Source organism: Klenkia sesuvii (assembly GCF_037083825.1).
GTDB classification, from domain to species: Bacteria; Actinomycetota; Actinomycetes; order Mycobacteriales; family Geodermatophilaceae; genus Klenkia; species Klenkia sesuvii.
The window spans coordinates 79669-97005 of the sequence record NZ_JBAPLU010000004.1; the positions used below are offsets into that span (position 1 = coordinate 79669).

Consider the following 17337-nt stretch of genomic DNA (forward strand, 5'->3'; position numbering starts at 1 on the left):
GGAACCACCCGACATGAGCGAGACCCCCACCCTCACCGCCGACCAGGTCTGCGATCTCGCCGATCGGCTCACCGCGGCGACCGAGACCCGCACGCCGTGCGCCCCGGTCCGGGACGTGCTGGCTGCCGGGGATCTGACCTCGGCCTACGCGGTGCAGCAGGAGCTGACCAGCCGCCGGCTGTCGACCGGCCGGACCGTCGTCGGGCGGAAGATCGGGCTGACCTCCCCGGCCGTGCAGGCCCAGCTGGGCGTCGACCAACCCGACTTCGGCGTGCTGTTCGACGACATGGACGTCTCCGCCGACGAGGCGGTCGACTCGCGCCGGTTGCTCCAACCCAAGGTCGAGGCCGAGATCGCGTTCGTGCTGTCGGCCGACCTGGACGAGGGTGCCCTCGACGCGGACCAGGTGCGCAGCTCGGTGGCCTACGCGGTGGCGGCCCTGGAGATCGTGGACAGCCGGATCGCCGGCTGGGACATCACCTTGGTGGACACGGTGGCCGACAACGCCTCCAGCGGGTTGTTCGTGCTCGGGGACACCCGTCTGACCCTGGAGGAGTTCGACCCGGTCGAGGTGGCCATGACGATGGACGTCGACGGGCGCGAGGTGTCCCGCGGCACGGGTGCGGCCTGCCTCGGTGACCCGATCAACGCGCTGTCGTGGCTGGCCCGGACCGCCCGCGACCTCGGCGACCCGCTGCGCGCCGGGCAGGTCGTGCTCTCCGGTGCCCTCGGCCCGATGGCTGCAACGCCACCGGGCAGCGACGTGGTCGCCCACCTCGGATCCCTCGGCACGGTCCGTGCCACCTTCACCCTCGCTCCGGAGGAACAGGCATGAGCAAGACCAAGGTCGCCATCATCGGGTCGGGCAACATCGGCACCGACCTGATGATCAAGGTGCTGCGCACCTCCGACGTGCTGGAGATGGGCGCCATGGTCGGCATCGACTCGGCCTCGGACGGGCTGGCCCGCGCCGCCCGGATGAAGGTGCCCACCACCGCCGACGGCGTCGACGGGCTCATCGCGATGGAGGGGTTCGACGACATCGAGATCGTCTTCGACGCCACCAGTGCCGGCGCCCACCGTGCCAACGCCGCCAAGCTCGCCCCGTACGGGAAGAAGCTGGTCGACCTCACGCCGGCCGCGATCGGCCCGTTCGTCGTCCCGCCGGTCAACCTCGACGAGCACCTGGACGCCGAGGCGACCAACCTGAACATGGTCACCTGCGGCGGGCAGGCCACCATCCCCGTCGTCGCCGCGATCGCGGCGGTCACCCCGGTGCCCTACGCCGAGATCGTCGCCTCCATCTCCTCGAAGTCGGCGGGCCCGGGGACGCGGGCCAACATCGACGAGTTCACCGAGACCACCGCGCACGCCATCGAGGCCGTCGGCGGCGCCGCCCACGGCAAGGCGATCATCGTGCTCAACCCCGCCGAGCCGCCGTTGATCATGCGCGACACCGTGCTGTGCCTGATCGGGGACGCCGACCACGACGCCATCCGCGCCTCGGTGGAGGAGATGGCCCAGCGGGTGGCCGCGTACGTGCCCGGCTACCGGCTCAAGCAGCAGGTGCAGTTCACCGAGCTGACCGACGAGCCGGTGCACACCCTCACCGGCCCCGACGCCGCCCCGGTGACGACCAAGGTGACGGTCTTCCTCGAGGTCGAGGGAGCCGCGCACTACCTGCCGGCCTACGCCGGCAACCTCGACATCATGACCTCCGCGGCCCTGCAGGTCGGCGAAGGCCTCGCCCGCCGCGCTGCCCGACGAGGCGCTGACCGAACCCCGGAGCAGGTGACCGCATGAGCACCACCGAGACCCCCGACATCTACGTCCAGGACGTCACCCTGCGGGACGGCATGCACGCCATCCGGCACCGCATCAGTCCCACCGACGTCGGCCGCATCGTGGCCGCGCTGGACGCCGCCGGGGTGGATGCGATCGAGGTCGCGCACGGCGACGGCCTGGCCGGCGGCAGCCTGAACTACGGGCCGGGCAGCAACACCGACTGGGAGTGGATCGAGGCCGCTGCCGACAACCTGCAGCGCGCCGTCCTCACCACGCTGCTGCTGCCGGGCATCGGCACCACCGCTGAGCTCAAGCACGCCTACTCCCTCGGCGTGCGGTCGGTGCGTGTGGCCACCCACGCCACCGAGGCCGACGTCTCGGCCCAGCACATCGCCACCGCCCGCGACCTGGGCATGGACGTGTCCGGGTTCCTGATGATGAGCCACATGGCCCCCGCGGCCGAGCTCGCCGCCCAGGCCAAGCTGATGGAGTCCTACGGCGCGCACTGCGTCTACGTCACCGACTCGGGGGGTCGGCTGACCATGGACGGCGTCCGCGAGCGGGTCCGGGCCTACCGCGACGTCCTGCAGCCCGACACGCAGATCGGCATCCACGCCCACCAGAACCTGTCCCTGTCGGTGGCCAACTCCGTCGTCGCCGTGGAGGAAGGCGTGCGGCGGGTCGACGCCTCCCTGGCCGGGCACGGCGCCGGGGCCGGCAACGCCCCGATCGAGCCGTTCATCGCGGTGGCCAACCTGCAGGGCTGGACCCACCGGTGCGACCTGTTCGCCCTGCAGGACGCCGCCGACGACATCGTCCGCCCGTTGCAGGACCGGCCCGTGCAGGTCGACCGGGAGACCCTCACCCTCGGCTACGCCGGGGTGTACTCCAGCTTCCTGCGGCACGCCGAGGCCGCCTCGGCCCGCTACGGCATCGACGTGCGCACCCTCCTGCTGGAGGTCGGCAAGCGCGGGCTGGTCGGCGGTCAAGAGGACATGATCGTCGACATCGCCCTGGATCTGCTCGCCGCCCGGGGCCAGGCTGCGCCAGCGATGCCGGTCGGAGGGGTGCGGTGAGGATCGTCGCCGTCGAGGAGGCGTTCTCGGTCCCGGGGGTGACCCCAGAGCTGTTCGGGCCCGGGATCGGTCTGCCTGAGGTCTGGGCCCGGGAATGGCGGACCAGGCTGGGCGACATCGGGGAGCTGCGGCTGGCCGACATGGACGCCCACGGCGTCGACGTCCAGGTCCTCTCGCTGACCGCCGGCGTCGAGCGGCTGACCAACCCGGCGGAGGCGGTGGATGCGGCACGCCGGGCCAATGACCACCTCGCCGCTGCCGTGGCAGCCCACCCCGACCGCTTCGCCGGCTTCTGCGTCCTTCCCCTGCAGGACCCGGCCGCCGCGGTGGGCGAGCTGCGCCGCTGCGTACTCGAGCTGGGCATGGTCGGCGCACTGCAGAACGACCACGTGGGCGGCCGCTACCTCGATGACATCCGGTTCGACGAGGTCTGGGCAGAGCTCGCGCAGCTGGCCGTACCGCTGTACCTGCACCCCACGTACTTCGCCGCTGAGAGGCTGGCGCTCTACGCCGACGTCCCGGCGCTGTTCGGTCCTACGTGGGGCTGGACAGCGGCAACCGGTGGGCATGCACTGCGCCTGGTCTACAACGGGGTCTTCGACCGGCACCCCGGGGCGCAGCTGCTGCTGGGGCACATGGGCGAGTTGCTGCCGTTCCAGTCCGCCCGGCTCGACAGCCGGGCCGAACAGGTCCCGGACCAACTACGCCCACCCATGGCACCGTCGGAGTACCTGCGGCGCAACGTGCACATCACGACCAGTGGGGTGGCCTCGCCGGCTGCGCTGCGGGCCGCGATCGACCTCGTCGGGGTCGACCGGGTCCTGTTCGCAGTCGACTACCCCTACGAACGGACGGCCGAGGCGGTCGAGTTGCTGGCGGCCCCGGGTATCAGCGACGCCGAGCGTGCCGCGGTGGCCCACGGCAACGCCGACCGCCTCCTGCGACTGCGCCCGGCGGGCTAGGCCCCCCTGCGTCCGAGCCCCCCGTGGGAGACCGAGCTGCTGGGAGTCCTTGTGCGTGTTGAACTGGACAGGTCCCGCGGATCCGCAGTGGTCACCGAGGTCGACGATCTACGCCGACTCGAGGTGACGGCGCCCGTTGGCATGACCACCGATGAGCTGGCCCGATGTCTGACCGGGCTCGGCGCGCCCGACGGGGCTGGCCACGTCTGGCTCGACATCGTGGCACTGCGGAAGGCGGGTGGACGGTCAGCAGATCCTGACTGGTCGGCCCGGTTCGACGTGATGATCTCCTTCGCGCAGGAGCAGCACTGGGTGGGAGTCGACGGAACCGCCGTTCGTGCTCACCTGGTACGGGTCCGGTGATCGAGGTCGTCCGCGACGCCGGCACCAGGAACCACTGGCACGGTGTCGGTGACGTCCGGTCCTTCCTCTCCCGCCACCGGATCGTGCTGCCCGGGGACACCGGGTTCATGGACACCGAGGTGGGGAGCGTCGGGGCGGGGCGTTGACCGCTCCTGACAGCCCTCGTCAGCTCATCGTCGAGGAGCCTGCGGCGACGAGCAGGTGAGGGTTGACAGCATTGGCTCGCCGCGCAACCCGGTGACCGCCACCCAGGGTGACGGTCACCGGGAACTGCCCACGAGCTCGTCCACGGCTCGCCACCCATGCTGGTCGCAGCCGCGACCTGCTCGTGCGGCCGATCGAAGCCGGCGGCCCGTCAGGTGGTGACCGTCTCCGTGGCCGAGTGCGCGATCATGTCGCGCACCTTGTTCTTCTCCAGCTTGCCGGAGGCGTTGCGGGGCAGCTGCGCGGTCACGTGCAGGTGCCTGGGGAGCTTGTAGCGGGCCAGCCGGGCGGCTGCGTGCTCGCGTACGTCGTCCAGCGTCACCTGCGAGTCCGGCACCAGGGAGACGACCGCTACCACGGTCTCCCCCCACTCGGGGTCCAGACGACCGACGACAGCGACGTCGGCGACGCCCGGCATGTCTGCGAGCGCTCGTTCGACCTCGGCCGGGTACACGTTCTCACCACCGCTGATGATCATGTCCTTGAGACGGTCGACGATGTAGAGGCATCCGTCCTCGTCGACGTAGCCGATGTCGCCGGAGTGGAACCAGCCCTCGTCGTCGAACGCGGCCTTCGTGGCTTCGGGGTTCTCCCAGTAACCGGGGGTGACGTTCGGTCCGCGGACGACGACCTCGCCGGCAGCCCCGGCGGGGAGGGGCGCACCGGTCGCCGCGTCCACCACCCGCACCTCGGTGTAGGGCATCGCCACGCCGGCCGACCCCAGCTTGGTCAGTGTCCGTTCCCGGGGGAGATGGGTGGCGAAGGGGGCCGTCTCCGTCAGTCCCCAGGCCTGCTCGAGGAGGACTCCGTGCTGCGCGAACTGCTCGATGAGCGACGGCGGCACCGGGGCCCCCGCAACCACCACGGCACGCAGGGAGCTGAGGTCGGCGTCGAACACCCCCGGGACACGGCTCAGGCCGAGCAGCATCGCAGGGACGGCGAACATGCTGTTGACCCCGAACTCTTCGATGTCCCGCAGCAGACCGTCGGGGTCGAACCCTCGTCGCAGCACCAAGGTCCCACCTCGGCTGAGCGTGCGGATCGCGAAGCTGTTCAGTGCGCCGATGTGGAACAGCGGCGCCGCGGCGTGGGTCACGTCGCCTCGACGGGTGTCCATGCGCAGATCGACGTTGACGGAGTTCCACCAGGCGTTCCCGTACGTGATCACGACTCCCTTGGGCGAACCCGTGGTCCCGGAGGTGAACATCAGTACCGCCGGGTCGTCGGCTGTCCGGGCGAGGACCTCGACGTGGACGGGGGCTCGGTCGATCGCGCTGGACCAGGGCTCCCAGCCCTGGGGGGCAGGGTCCGGGGCAGGGACTTCCGGGTCGTCGTCGACCAGGAGGAAACGGTGCAGCGCGGTGCTCTGCCGAACCGCGTCGACCGCGAGGCGGTGACCTTCCTCGGCGATGATCGTGACGGCTCCGCTGCGTTCCAGGACGCTGCGGAGCTCGGGTTCTGCAAGCCGGAAGTTCACCGGGACGAACACGGCGCCGAGCCGCCAACTGGCCAGCATGGTCAGGATGAAGGCCGGGCTGTTCAGGCCGAGGTAGGCCACGCGGTCGCCCGTTGCGACCCCGCCCGCGGCCAGGACCGAGGCAAGCTGTGCTGCCCGTCGGTCCAGTTCGGCGTAGGTCACATCGCCGCCGGCGTAGCGGATGACCGCGTGCTCACCCTGCAGGGCGGCTTGCCGGGCGACGGCCGAGGCGGGGTTGATGTCGACGGCGAGGCCGGAGTTGGCCGGGTGTCCGATGACCATGTCGGTGGTCCTGCTCCTGCTCTTGGGGGTCGCCGTGGGCGGCCTTGATGGGTGCTCGCCGTCCTCTTCGTCGACGGGCTCGACGAGGAGGCGGTTCCGGGCCCACGGGGGCGAGCACCCCGTAGAGCGCCGCGGCGTCCGCGGACCCGGTGCGCGAGTCGTGCAGCAGAGCGGGCAGGCGAGGGGTTGACCGTCCGCTCCTCGAACAGCTCGATCAAAGGTGCTGAGCGACAGTCGGCGTAGCGGTCGTGCCGCTCTGCGGAACGGGGCCTGTGCCGAGGACCGACCCACGAATGGCCATCGGGCACCGCCCCCTGGGCCCGACCGGGCCGTCCACGTCCATGACCGCCGACGACCATCTCGTCATCTCCCCGTCGAGGCCCGGCGAGGCGTGCAGCGGGACACCCGGGAAGTCGTGCGATCAGGTGTGGCGTGGGGCCGACGGATGGACGGGGACCAGTCGCCGATGAGGGGCGCAGCCATCCCGTCGGTCCTGGGTGGTTGCTGCTGGGGGCCGGACGACGGAGGTCTGGGCCGCATCGAGCACCGACCCCGCAGGCCCGCGGCTCACCGGAGCACGTCGGCGCTGCCGTGGGTCAGGAGGTCCCAGTCCGGTTCCATTCCCAGTCCCGGCTGCTCGGGGACCTGCACCATCCCCTGTCCGTCCAGGGTGAAGGGTTCGGCGAGCCCGTACTCGAGCTGGCTGAAGCCGTGCTCCCCAGGGGGGTTGATGACCAGCACCTCGAACCAGTCGCAGTTCGGCAGGGACGCTGCCAGGTGCAAGGTCGCCAGGTTGTTCAACGAGGTGTAGGCATCGTGCAGCTCGCAGTTCAAGTGGAACGCTTCGGCCAGGTGGGCGATCTTGCGCAACCCTGTGATGCCCCCCTTGAGCACGACATCGCCCCGGAGGAAGTCGGTGGCCCGCTGGGTGACCCACGGCGCCAGCGCCGTGAGCCCACCCGAGGTGATCTCCGTAGCCATCAGCGGGATGGCCAGGTGCTGCTTCAGCCGCACGTAGCCGTAGAGGTCGTCGGCGGACAGCGGGTCCTCGAGCCATTCGTACCCCAAGGCCTGGACCGCCCTGCCGACCCGGAGTGCCTCGCCGAAGTCGTAGGCCCAGGCAGCGTCGAGGAACAGACGGTGGCCGTCGCCGACGGCATCGCGGACCCGACGGCACAGATCGATGTCGGCTTCAGCCGCCACCGGCGTCCCGGCGAACGATCGCAGCTGGGTGAGCGGGTGGAGCTTGTGGCCGGTCACGCCGAGTTCGCGGTAGGCCAGCGCGTCGTCGACGTAGTCGGCGGGGTCGCGGTAGACCCACGAGGACGTCTGCACCGGGACCGCGGTGCGGGTGCTGCCGAGCAGACGGTGGACGGGGAGTCCGGCTGCCTTGCCGGCGATGTCCCACAAGGCCACGTCGATGGCTCCCTGCAGCGTCGGCGGCAGACCTCGTCGGCCGAGCGTCAGCCAGATCCGGCCGATGTCGAGCGGGTCGGACCCGAGCAGGGTGGGCTTGACCTGGCGGACGAGCGTGCTGCCGAGTGCGACCACGTCCTCGCCAGGAGCACCGAGGAAGGTGTGGCCAGAAATGCCCTCATCGGTGTCCACGGTCAGCAGGGCGAGAGTCGTGGTCGGTGGACCGACGACTGCCGGCATCGTGCGCTCGTGCAGCAGGACCCGCAGGTCGGTGATCTTCATGCAGGGATCCCGGTGATGGCCATGGCGCCTAGCGTCCTCCAGCAGAAGAAGGTGAGCAGTGGATGTTCCCTGGTCTCGAACACGCGTGCGTCTACGCCGTGGTCGGGAGCGTCACCGCGGCTCGGGGGGCCTCGTACTCGTCCGGGCTGCTCTGGCCGCAGGCGGGGTGTCGGCGCGCTGCTCGCACGGGGCCGTGCCGGCCTTGGAGGTGTACTGCTCTCCGTGGTTCCCGCGGAGGACCGCCCCGGCCGAGCTGCCGCGGGTCGCGTCAGTGGCGTGCAGGGCACAGATCGGTCCCGTCGGCGGAGGGCAGGTGCGTGATCCACGCAGCCGAGCCAGCTCAGCGGCCGGTGTCCTCCAGCCACCCGGACAACGAGTCCATCATCCTCAGGTCCCCCGACACCCACTCCGGCAACCCGGCCGGCCAGGGCGGCGGAGGCGGAGCTGCCCCGGTTCCCGGCGGAGAGGGCGCCGTCGGAGGGTTGCCCACCGCCCCTCCCGCGGCGCCGGCGTGGGAGGGGCGGTGGACCTCAGGCCGGGGTGTGCTCCGTCGCGAACCGCGGGACGAGGAACTCTCGAACGGACTCGTGCATCTCCACCGCGCGCGGGACCAGGGCCGTCATGACGAACGTGCCGTGGAACAGTCCGTCGAAGCGGGTCGTCTGCACCTCGACCCCAGCCGCACGGAGGAGCTCGCCGTACTGCTCTGCCTCGTCCCGCACCGGGTCCAGCTCCACCGTCAGCACGAGGGCGGGGGCGAGGCCGTGCAGGTCGCCCTCGCGCGGAGAGGCCAGCTCCGGGGCCGGCTCCGCGCCCAGGTACATGTCCCAGAACTTCCTGCCCGCGGCGGTGGTCAGGAAGGGGCCGTCGGCGAATTCCCGGGAGGAGTCGGTGTCCGCGCCGGGTGCGATCGCGGGGTAGACCAGGACCTGGGCGCGCAGCGGGATCGCGAGGTCGCGGGCGCGCTGGGCGGCGACGGCGGCCAGGGTGGCCCCAGCGCTCTCCCCCATGACACAGACCCGTTCGGGGTCACCGCCGAACTCCGCGCCGTGGTCGCGAACCCATCGCAGGGCGTCGGTGACGTCCTCGACCGCGCTGGGGCAGGGGTGCTCGGGGGCCAACCGGTAGTCCACGGACGCCACGACGGCACCCAGACGGTCGGCCAGGTCGCGGCACAGCGGGTCCACCGAGTCCACCGAGCCGGCCACGAAGCCACCCCCGTGCGCGAACACCACGATCGGCAGGGACCCGGTTCGGTCGGGCACGTAGAGACGCAGCCGGGTGCCCTCGGGTTCCAGGGTGCGCACCCCGCCGGCCGACGCCTGCAGCGCCACTCCGCCCTCGTTGAGCGCGCGGACCTCCTCGACCGAGTACTCCTCCAGGGGCCGGAACCCGGAGTTGAGCATGTTGGCCAGCACGAGCGCAGCGGCCGGGTCCAGCCGCACCAACGGCGGCGGGGGCGTGACCTGGTCGTCGATGGCGAACCCGGCCCACCCGTTGGCCTTGGTCTGCTCGTACATCGACCAGTACAGGGGACCGCCGATCGGGAGGACGTAGGCCCCCTGCGGCTTGTCGGCGATGTTGGCGCCGGTGAACCACGAGTTCGTCGCCGTCGACCACAGGCTGATCGGGAACACGCCGTTGACCAGGTCGACCCACCGCTGCTCGGCCTGGGGGGTGGCGTCGATCGTGCGCGCACCCCGGTCACGCACCTCGAGCATGGCATCGGCGGCGAAGTCGACCTGTGCCTCGATCAACAGGGGGGTGTTGTAGAGCGCGACGATGCTCAGCGGGCCGATGATGTTGAACAGGTTCGGGAACCCCGAGATCTGCACGCCCAGGTAGTTGCGTGGTCCGCCGGACCACTTCTGCTGCAGGGTCACCCCGCCGCGCCCGGTGGTGGGGATGGCGAGCGATGCGCCGGTGAAGACGTCGAAGCCGGTTGCCAGGATGATGACGTCGACGTCGTGGTGTACATCGCCAGCGGTGATGCCGGTCGGGGTCACCGCCCGGATCGGGGCCGACCGCACGTCGACCAGGTCGACCTGGTCGAGGTTGAACGCCTCGTAGTAGTTGGTCTCGAAGGGGGGTCGCTTGGTCGCGTAGTGGTGATCGGTGGGGGTCAGCAAGCGGGCCGTGGCCGGGTCGTCGACCCGCTCGGCGATCCGGTCGCGGATGTACTGCGCGGTCACCTCGTTGGTCTCCGGGTTCCACATCATGTCGCCGAAGGTGTTGACCAGGTAGAGCCCGCCCTTGTCCCACGCCTCGTCGAGGATGCGGCGCCGCTCGTCGGCCGGGACGGCCGCGGCCGAAGGTGCCTGCGGCGGGTAGGGCAACCCGATCGGGGAGGCGAAGCTGTTCCCCCGCGCCTCGTGCCAGTTGTGGGCGAGCCACTTGCTGCGCTCGGGTGCCACCGAGTGGTTCTTCAGAGGGGTGGCGTAGTTGGGGGTTCGCTGGAACACGGTGAGGTGGCCGACCTTGTCGGCGATCTCCTGGATGACCTGGATGCCCGAGGCGCCGGTGCCCACGACGGCGACCCGCTTGCCGGTGAGGTCGACGTCCTCGGCCGGCCAGCTGCTGGTCCAGTACAGCTCGCCCTCGAAGGTGTCCACCCCCGGGAAGTCGGGCACTTTGGGCTTGGACAGTCCGCCGACGCCGGAGAGCACGTAGCGTGCGGTGGTGGTGGCCCCGTCGTCGGTGCTGATCCGCCAGTGCGCCGCGTCCTCCTCCCACTGCAGCGACGTCACCCGGACGGCGAAGCGGAAGGACCGGCGCAGGTCCAGCCGGTCGGCCACCCACTCGAGGTAGCGCAGCAGCTCGTCCTGACGGGCGTACCGTTCGCTCCAGTGCCACTCGCGCTGGATGTCGTCGGAGAACGAGTAGCTGTAGTGCACCGACTCGATGTCGCACCGGGCACCCGGGTAGCGGTTCCACCACCAGGTCCCGCCGACTCCTTCGGCTGCCTCGAAGCCGGCTACGGTCATGCCCAGCTGGTCGCGGAACTTGTGGACTGCGTAGAGGCCGGAGAAGCCGGCCCCGATCACCACGACGTCGTGGTCGGTCGTCTGCATCATCACTCCTGGGTCGCTGCAACGGGATGTCTGGGTCGAACGGGTGCGGTCAGGTCTGGAATGCGGTCGGCACGGCTCCTGAGCGCATCCGCTGCAGGCGCTCCTCGGTCGTGTCGACGTCGATGTCGGGGTGGGTGAGGACGGGGAACCGGTCCTGGCTGATCGCCTCGACCAGGAGCCCACCCACGTCGGCGGGGTCCATGCCAGCGGTGGACACCAGCTGCGCCATGGCGTCGAGGTCCGCAGCGGCGAGGTCCGCAGCGGCGAGGTTCTCCACGCTCCCCACGATGTGCACCGCGCCTCCTCCCTTCCGGTCAGCTGTCCCGGCCTGTGTGGCTGGGATCACGCTGCGGTGCGGCGAAGGTAGGAGCGGGGGATCGGCCTGGACAATGGTCACCTGGCGCATCACGGTCGCGATCTGCTGTGCAGATGGCGTACCGCTCGTCGGCGCCGCGTGGTGCGCACGGGGACGTCGTCCCACCTCGGAGGTGGAGGGAGCAGCTGGCACACTCCGCGCATGGGGTCCGGCCCGGCACGAGAGGCGGTACGGCAGTCGACGGCCGGTGTCGTACTGGCGGACAGGGTGTCGTTCGTGCGGCGCATGGCGGCCCACCTGGTGCAGGCCATGCCCGAGATCGGGAACGCCCACGTCGAGGAGCTCGTGCTGCGGAGCCTGCAGGCCAACATCGCGGTGGCCTTCGACCAGTTGGCCCGGGGGGTGTCCCCGACCGAGCACAGCATGTCGCCCGAGGTGCTGACCTACACCCGCGAGATGGTGCGTCGCGGTTTCGCGCTGGATGCGGTGATGCGGGGCTACCGGCTGAGCACCGTCTACCTGGTGGACTGCTGGATCGACTGCGTGGCCGCGTCGGGTGCGCCGGCGCAGGTCGCCCTCGACGTCGTCAAGGAGGGGTCAGGCTTCCTCTGGACGTGGGCGGAGGTGGCTGTCGGTCAGCTGACGGCGGAGTACGAGGCCGAGGCCAAGCGGTTGGCGCTGGAACGGTCGCAGGCCCGATTGCTCGCGGTTCACGGGCTGCTGGACGCGGCGCAGCCAGAACCAGCCGCGGCGGCCCGCAGACTCGGGCTGGATGTGAGCGCACGGCACCTGGCCATCGTGATCAGCTCGGCGGAAGGTCCGGGCAGCAGCGATGTCCTCGACGCTGCACTGCGGGCTCTGAGCCGGGACCTGGGCCCCGGTCGGCTGGCCGTCCACGCCGATGCGCGCACGCTGTGGTGCTGGTCCCAGTGCCCCGACGGCGTCGTCCTGGACAGCTCGGGCCTGCAGGCGCCGGTGCTGGTGGGCACCGGCCGACCCGGCACCGGGGTGGAGGGCTTCCGACGCAGTCACCGCGAGGCATTGGCGGCCTCCCGGGTGGCTGAGCAGGTGAGGGGTGCGCGCCCCCTGGTCGTCGCGTACGCCGACGTCCGGCTGGCAGCGATGTGCGTCGCCGAGCCGCTGGAGCTCGAGGCCTTCGTGCGGGACACCCTGGGGTACCTGGCCGGTGCCCAGGCCGACACCCGCAGGCAGCGGGAGACGCTTGCGGCATTCCTGTCCGCCCACTGCAACTACCGGGCCGCCGCAGCCGTGCTGGGCATCCACCACAACACGGTCCGCTACAGGGTGGAGCAGGTCGAGCGGCGTCTGGGCCGCGATGTGACCTCCCACCGGAGGGACCTCGAGGTGGCCCTGCACCTGTCCCACGTCCTGGGCCTCCACGACGCCGGCTCCGTCCGCGGGGCGCACCGGGAGAGTGACCGCAGCTGAGCGGTGCCACGGGCGCCGCACCGTCGACCCGGAGGTCGACGGCTACGGTGGACCGGTCGGCGCAGTGATGGGGACGAGGAACAGGGGTGCCGGACGTGTCGGAGTCCTCGTCCGTGTCCTCCTTGGGCGAAGCTGCCTACCGGCTTCTGCGAGCAGAGATCGTGACCTGCCGGCTGGCACCCGGAGAACGTCTCACCGAGCGCCAGCTGTCGGCCCGTACCGGTTTCGGCATCTCGCCGGTGCGCGACGCCCTGACCCGCCTGGACCAGGACGGGTTGGTGCAGACCCTGCCCCGGAGGGGCTACCACGTCACCCCGATGACACCGGGGTCGATCGACGAGCTGCTCGACGCCTGGTCGGTGCTGGGTCCCGAGCTGGCACGACGGGGGGTGCGGCAGGCCGACGACCGGCAGCGCGCACGCCTGGCGGAGGGGTTCACCGCGGTCGACGAGCTGAGTCGCCAGACCCCCGGTCCTGAGCTGGCCTTCTTCATCGTGGCGCGGTTGGACGAGGTGTTCACCACCCTGGTCGAGGCGGCCGGCAACCGCTACCTGCACACCATGTACCGCGGACTGTCCGGGGACCTCTCGAGGCTGTGGGTGCTGACGTTGTCGGCCGATCCGTCCCTGGTGGGCGCCGAGTCGGTGGCCGGGTTGCTCACCGCGATCGGACAGCCGGCGGACGGCGATGCTCTCGCGCGCAGCGTCACCCGCACGTTGGCATCGTTCCGGGCCCTCGTGCAGCAGACCGTGATGCGGTGGCCGTCGGTCACCGAGGCGCCCCTCCGCGCGCCCGACGCCCCCGCGTGACCGCGGCCGGCCCGAGGCGGGACGAGCTGTTGACATCCCTGATGTGTCAGTTCTAGCTTCTGCCACATCAGACCCGGTGTCTGGTGCAGCGGCACCCGGCGGTGGCTCCGCCGTCCCCGGGCCCGCCCCTCCTCCGACGACTGCAGGAGATCGGTCATGGACAAGTTCTCGGAACACCTGGGGCTCGCGGTGAGCTTCCGCCCCGCCAACCCGCTGTCGGAATCGGTCCCGGCGGTGCCGGACATCGACACCAGGACCTTCGTGCTCGAGCGCGGATCGGTGCACGGTGAGGGTGCCTACGCGCTGCCCTGCGACATCGTCGTGGACCAGGACACCCCGGTCACGTTGCGGGACGGGACGGTGCTGTGGGCCGACGTCTTCCGGCCGGCGACCGACGACCAGGTGCCGGTCGTGCTCGTCTACACCTGCTACAGCAAGCGTGGGGGGTGGTGGAACACCAACTTCCACGCCACGAAGTTCGGTGTCCCGGCCGGCGACCTGTCCGGGTTGCAGGCGTTCGAGGCCCCCGACCCCGGTGCCTGGTGCCCGAAGGGGTACGCGATCGCCTACGTCGACGCCGCCGGCACCTCCCGCAGCGGGGGGGACGAGGTCTTCATGGGCGAGGCGTCGGGTCGCAACGTCCACGACGTCGTCGAGTGGCTGGCCGAGCAGGCCTGGTGCTCGGGCAAGGTGGGCCTGGCCGGCAACTCCCAGCTGGCCATGGTGCAGTGGGCCGCGGCAGCGTTGCGCCCGCCGCACCTGGCCGCCATCGCGCCGTGGGAAGGGGTCAGCGACCTCTACCGCGAGGTCAGCGTCCGGGGGGGCATCCCCGACCCCAAGTTCCACACCGAGGACATCTCCGCGTGGATCTACGGCACCAACGACACCGAGGACGTCATCGGTGCCAACATCGAACGCTTCCCGTTGATGAACTCGTACTGGGCGGACAAGCGGGCCGACCTCGCCCGGATCTCCGTCCCTGCCTACGTGGTGGCGAGCTGGACGAGCCCGGTCCACACCCACGGCACGCTGCAGGCGTTCCGGGAGATCGGTTCCGAGCAGAAGTGGTTGCGGGTGCACAACGACCAGGAATGGATCGATGCAGCCGACCCGGCCAACGTGGCGGACCTGCAGCGCTTCTTCGACCGCTACCTGAAGGACGAGGACAACGGCTGGGAGCAGACCCCGCGGGTCCGCCTCTCGGTCCTGGACCCCGGTGGTGCCGATGTGGTGGGTCGCGCCGAGCAGGAGTGGCCGCTGGCCCGCCAGGAGTGGCGCACGCTGTTCCTGGACGCCTCGACCGGGGGGCTGACGGTCACCCCCGTCGAGGAATCGGTGGCCGAGTACGACGGGTCCGACCTGACCGCGTCGGCGACGTTCTCGTTCCTCGCCGACCAGGACCTGGAGGTGACCGGCTACCTGAACCTGCACCTGTGGGTGGAAGCCGACTCCGATGACCTGGACCTGTTCGCCGCGGTCTACAAGATCGACGCCGAGGGCCGCAGGAAGCACCACATCACCCTCCGCGCCGACGGCGCGCGGGCCTACGTCCAGTCCTTGGAGGCGGACGGGAAGCTACCCGCGACCCTGGCCTACACCGGTCCGGTCGGCCGGCTCCGGGTGTCCCACCGGGCGCTGGACCCGCAGCGGTCCACCCCGTCGGAGCCGTTCTTGACCCATGCGACCGAGGAGCGGGTCCAGCCCGGGGAGTGCGTGCCGGTCGAGCTGGCACTGTGGCCCACGGCGATGGTGGTGCACGCGGGCGAGCGGCTGGTCGTCGAGGTGGCCGGTCACCCGGTCGGCCCGCTCGCCGCGCCCAACCTCCCCGGCGGATGGCTGGAGATCCCCACCCGCAACGCCGGGGTGCACCGCATCAGGACCGGCGGCCGCTACGACTCCCACCTGCTGCTGCCGGTCGTGCCCTGACCGGGGAGCCGGTCGGGAACGGGTGAGCGCGATGCGGATGCCGGGCGCGACGAGGACGCCGCCGTCGGCGTCCTCCGGTGCGCCGCACCGGTGCGGGCCACCGGCTACGGGCCGGATTGCCGGCGGCGGGCGGTGATGGGCGGCCCGCACGGGGCCTGTCGGGTCGGGGGGGGGTGCTGCTCTGCCCGGATTGCGGTGCAGGGTGGTGGCGTCTCTGCGCCACCTCGGTGTGGACCCCGGCCGCGAGCACGGAGATCGCCGCGGAGTGCCTCAGCGTGTGCAGGTGGGATCCGGGGGCCCGAGCCCCGCAGACGTGCGCGTCGGCGCCGGGAACTGGCTGCCCTGCGGGATCCGACACCGGGCCGGGTCCGTGCCTGCCCGCCGGGTAGGTCCTCGTGGGTTCAGGCGGCATCACCCCCGGACGGCGCGGGCTCCCGGTCGGTGACCAGGGAGACGAGCCCGCGGTGCAGAGCCGGCACCTCGTCCTCGACCTCGGGCTTCATCAGCACGCTGCGCAGGATCCGGCAGTGGGGCTGATCGGGCTCCACGTGGTGCCCGCGGGCGGCGAGAGCGGCGCCGTCGACGGTGTAGGTGGCGACGAACAGCGACTGCTCGGGGGGCAGCTGCATACCGGCCGTCAGGACGCGGGCGCTGGTCGCGTCGATCTCCGACATGCGCCGGCGAGTGGGGAAGTAGCTGAGGATGTCCAGGTGCGGGCGTTGGAACAGGGTGAGTTCGTCGCTGCCGTCGACGAGGTCGGCCCAGGTCAGTGTGGCGCGCCGCCCCGCGCGCAGGGCCGCGCCCAGCCCGGTCGGGGTCAGCGGGAGCACCTGGAGGGTCAGCCACAGCGCGGCTGCGGCGGCACCGGCGCGTGAGCACTCCAGCGAGATCTCACCGAGGTGCAACTCCTCGGAGGTGAAGTAGGTGTACGGCGAGTCGTGCAGGAAGTGGGCGGCGACCCCGGGGTCACGGAACAGCACGGCCCCGCACCCGTAGGGCTGCAGGCCGTGCTTGTGCGGGTCGATGACCACCGAGTCGCACCGGGAGATGGCAGCGAAGGGTGCAGCAGCGACGCCGTCGGCCGTGTCGTCGGCGATCAGGGTGAAGAAGCCGCCGTACGCGGCGTCCACGTGCACCCGCGCGCCGTAGCGCTGGCACAGTGCGAGGATCTCGTGGACGGGGTCGACCGCCCCCAGCCCGGTGGTCCCCGTGGTGGCGACCACGGTGCCGACGTTCCCGACGCGGAGCAGCTCTTCCAGGGCCTGCAGGTCCATCGTTCCGTCGACTGCGGTGGGGACGGCGACGGAGTCGACGCCGAGCAGGCTGCACATCCGCCCGTGGGTGTAGTGCGCGTCGGCGCTGTGGGCGACGCCCTTGCCGGGGTGGGTCTGGCGTGCGACGAACAGTGCTTCGAGGTTGGCGATGGTGCCGCTGCTGGTCAGGTGCCCCAGGTGCTCGGCGAACCCGAACATCGCGGCCAGCTGGGCCACCACCTCCTTCTCCAGGGCCGCGGTGGCCGGACCGCCGTCGAGGGCGTGGTTGTTCGGGTTGATCAGCATGGCGCTCAGGTAGCCGATGACCGCGGCCGGGTGAGGTGGTTTGAGCATCTGCCCCACGTAGCGGGGGTGGAAGAACGGGTAGTTGTCGCGCAACCGGAGGTGCAGCTCCTCGGTCGCCTCCAGCAGGGCCCCGCGGGGCACCTCCAGCGAGGGGTGGGGGGTGACCGGGCCGTACTCCGACATCCAGGAGTCGATGCGACCGATGCTGTGGGCGAGCAGGTCGGCCACCTGCTCGAAGCCCGCGGCGCTCGAGCGGAGCACCGGGGCGGGGTCTGACGGGCGGGGGGTCGTGCTGGCCATCACGGCACTCCTCGGGGCGGCGGTTCGGCGACGTCCCGCGGGGGCGGCGTCGGGCCCCAA

14 protein-coding genes are annotated in these 17337 nt (G+C 71.3%); 9 read left to right on the top strand and 5 right to left on the bottom strand.

Going from position 1 to position 17337, the window contains the following annotated elements; translation table 11 throughout:
* Positions 1–13 precede the first annotated feature (13 nt).
* From TEK04_RS05475 to TEK04_RS05500, 6 genes are all read left to right on the top strand, one after another.
* Positions 14–835, top strand: a complete 822-nt coding sequence (locus TEK04_RS05475; protein ID WP_336403307.1) for a 2-keto-4-pentenoate hydratase — start codon at positions 14–16, stop codon at positions 833–835.
* A complete protein-coding gene (locus tag TEK04_RS05480) occupies positions 832–1803 on the top strand; it encodes an acetaldehyde dehydrogenase (acetylating) (protein ID WP_336403308.1) in 972 nt (323 codons plus the stop codon). Before TEK04_RS05475 ends, TEK04_RS05480 begins: the two co-directional genes overlap by 4 nt.
* Positions 1800–2861, top strand: a complete 1062-nt coding sequence (gene dmpG, locus TEK04_RS05485; RefSeq protein WP_336403309.1) for a 4-hydroxy-2-oxovalerate aldolase — start codon at positions 1800–1802, stop codon at positions 2859–2861. Before TEK04_RS05480 ends, dmpG begins: the two co-directional genes overlap by 4 nt.
* Complete coding sequence (locus TEK04_RS05490; protein ID WP_336403310.1) at positions 2858–3823, top strand: amidohydrolase family protein; 966 nt, start codon at positions 2858–2860, stop codon at positions 3821–3823. Before dmpG ends, TEK04_RS05490 begins: the two co-directional genes overlap by 4 nt.
* Positions 3824–3910: 87 nt before the next feature.
* Positions 3911–4186 carry a hypothetical protein gene (locus TEK04_RS05495; RefSeq protein WP_336403311.1) on the top strand — a complete coding sequence of 92 codons (276 nt, stop codon included), beginning with the start codon at positions 3911–3913 and terminating at the stop codon, positions 4184–4186.
* Complete coding sequence (locus TEK04_RS05500; RefSeq protein ID WP_336403312.1) at positions 4183–4332, top strand: hypothetical protein; 150 nt, start codon at positions 4183–4185, stop codon at positions 4330–4332. The genes TEK04_RS05495 and TEK04_RS05500 overlap by 4 nt, the downstream gene beginning before the upstream one ends.
* Before the next feature lie 209 nt (positions 4333–4541).
* Here the strand turns inward: TEK04_RS05500 and TEK04_RS05505 are convergent, their stop codons facing one another.
* The 4 genes from TEK04_RS05505 to TEK04_RS05520 all read right to left on the bottom strand — a co-directional run bounded on the left by TEK04_RS05505 (position 4542) and on the right by TEK04_RS05520 (position 11213).
* Positions 4542–6149, bottom strand: a complete 1608-nt coding sequence (locus TEK04_RS05505) for an acyl-CoA synthetase (RefSeq protein ID WP_336403313.1) — start codon at positions 6147–6149, stop codon at positions 4542–4544.
* A 567-nt stretch (positions 6150–6716) separates the two neighbouring features.
* Positions 6717–7847: an enolase C-terminal domain-like protein gene (locus tag TEK04_RS05510; protein WP_336403314.1), complete on the bottom strand. Its 1131-nt coding sequence runs from the start codon at positions 7845–7847 to the stop codon at positions 6717–6719.
* Between the two features lie 530 nt (positions 7848–8377).
* On the bottom strand, positions 8378–10918 hold the full coding sequence (locus TEK04_RS05515; RefSeq protein ID WP_336403315.1) for a flavin-containing monooxygenase: 2541 nt from the start codon (positions 10916–10918) through the stop codon (positions 8378–8380).
* A 49-nt stretch (positions 10919–10967) separates the two neighbouring features.
* Positions 10968–11213: a hypothetical protein gene (locus TEK04_RS05520; RefSeq protein WP_336403316.1), complete on the bottom strand. Its 246-nt coding sequence runs from the start codon at positions 11211–11213 to the stop codon at positions 10968–10970.
* A 306-nt stretch (positions 11214–11519) separates the two neighbouring features.
* Between TEK04_RS05520 and TEK04_RS05525 the strand changes: the two genes are divergently transcribed.
* The 3 genes from TEK04_RS05525 (at position 11520) to TEK04_RS05535 (ending at position 15418) form a co-directional block, all read left to right on the top strand.
* Positions 11520–12683 carry a PucR family transcriptional regulator gene (locus TEK04_RS05525; protein WP_336403468.1) on the top strand — a complete coding sequence of 388 codons (1164 nt, stop codon included), beginning with the start codon at positions 11520–11522 and terminating at the stop codon, positions 12681–12683.
* A gap of 113 nt (positions 12684–12796) precedes the next feature.
* On the top strand, positions 12797–13492 hold the full coding sequence (locus TEK04_RS05530; protein WP_336403469.1) for a GntR family transcriptional regulator: 696 nt from the start codon (positions 12797–12799) through the stop codon (positions 13490–13492).
* Between the two features lie 156 nt (positions 13493–13648).
* Positions 13649–15418, top strand: a complete 1770-nt coding sequence (locus tag TEK04_RS05535; protein WP_336403317.1) for a CocE/NonD family hydrolase — start codon at positions 13649–13651, stop codon at positions 15416–15418.
* A 401-nt stretch (positions 15419–15819) separates the two neighbouring features.
* Here the strand turns inward: TEK04_RS05535 and TEK04_RS05540 are convergent, their stop codons facing one another.
* Complete coding sequence (locus tag TEK04_RS05540; RefSeq protein WP_336403318.1) at positions 15820–17277, bottom strand: pyridoxal phosphate-dependent decarboxylase family protein; 1458 nt, start codon at positions 17275–17277, stop codon at positions 15820–15822.
* Positions 17278–17337 lie beyond the last annotated feature (60 nt).

What these genes read in the sequence shown, in the direction of transcription:
- TEK04_RS05475 (WP_336403307.1), top strand. Translation starts at nt 14, where the DNA reads ATGAGCGAGACCCCCACCCTCACCGCCGACCAGGTCTGCGATCTCGCC.
- TEK04_RS05480 (WP_336403308.1), top strand. Translation starts at nt 832, where the DNA reads ATGAGCAAGACCAAGGTCGCCATCATCGGGTCGGGCAACATCGGCACC.
- dmpG (WP_336403309.1), top strand. Translation starts at nt 1,800, where the DNA reads ATGAGCACCACCGAGACCCCCGACATCTACGTCCAGGACGTCACCCTG.
- TEK04_RS05505 (WP_336403313.1), bottom strand. Translation starts at nt 6,149, where the DNA reads ATGGTCATCGGACACCCGGCCAACTCCGGCCTCGCCGTCGACATCAAC.
- TEK04_RS05510 (WP_336403314.1), bottom strand. Translation starts at nt 7,847, where the DNA reads ATGAAGATCACCGACCTGCGGGTCCTGCTGCACGAGCGCACGATGCCG.
- TEK04_RS05515 (WP_336403315.1), bottom strand. Translation starts at nt 10,918, where the DNA reads ATGCAGACGACCGACCACGACGTCGTGGTGATCGGGGCCGGCTTCTCC.
- TEK04_RS05525 (WP_336403468.1), top strand. Translation starts at nt 11,520, where the DNA reads ATGGCGGCCCACCTGGTGCAGGCCATGCCCGAGATCGGGAACGCCCAC.
- TEK04_RS05535 (WP_336403317.1), top strand. Translation starts at nt 13,649, where the DNA reads ATGGACAAGTTCTCGGAACACCTGGGGCTCGCGGTGAGCTTCCGCCCC.
- TEK04_RS05540 (WP_336403318.1), bottom strand. Translation starts at nt 17,277, where the DNA reads ATGGCCAGCACGACCCCCCGCCCGTCAGACCCCGCCCCGGTGCTCCGC.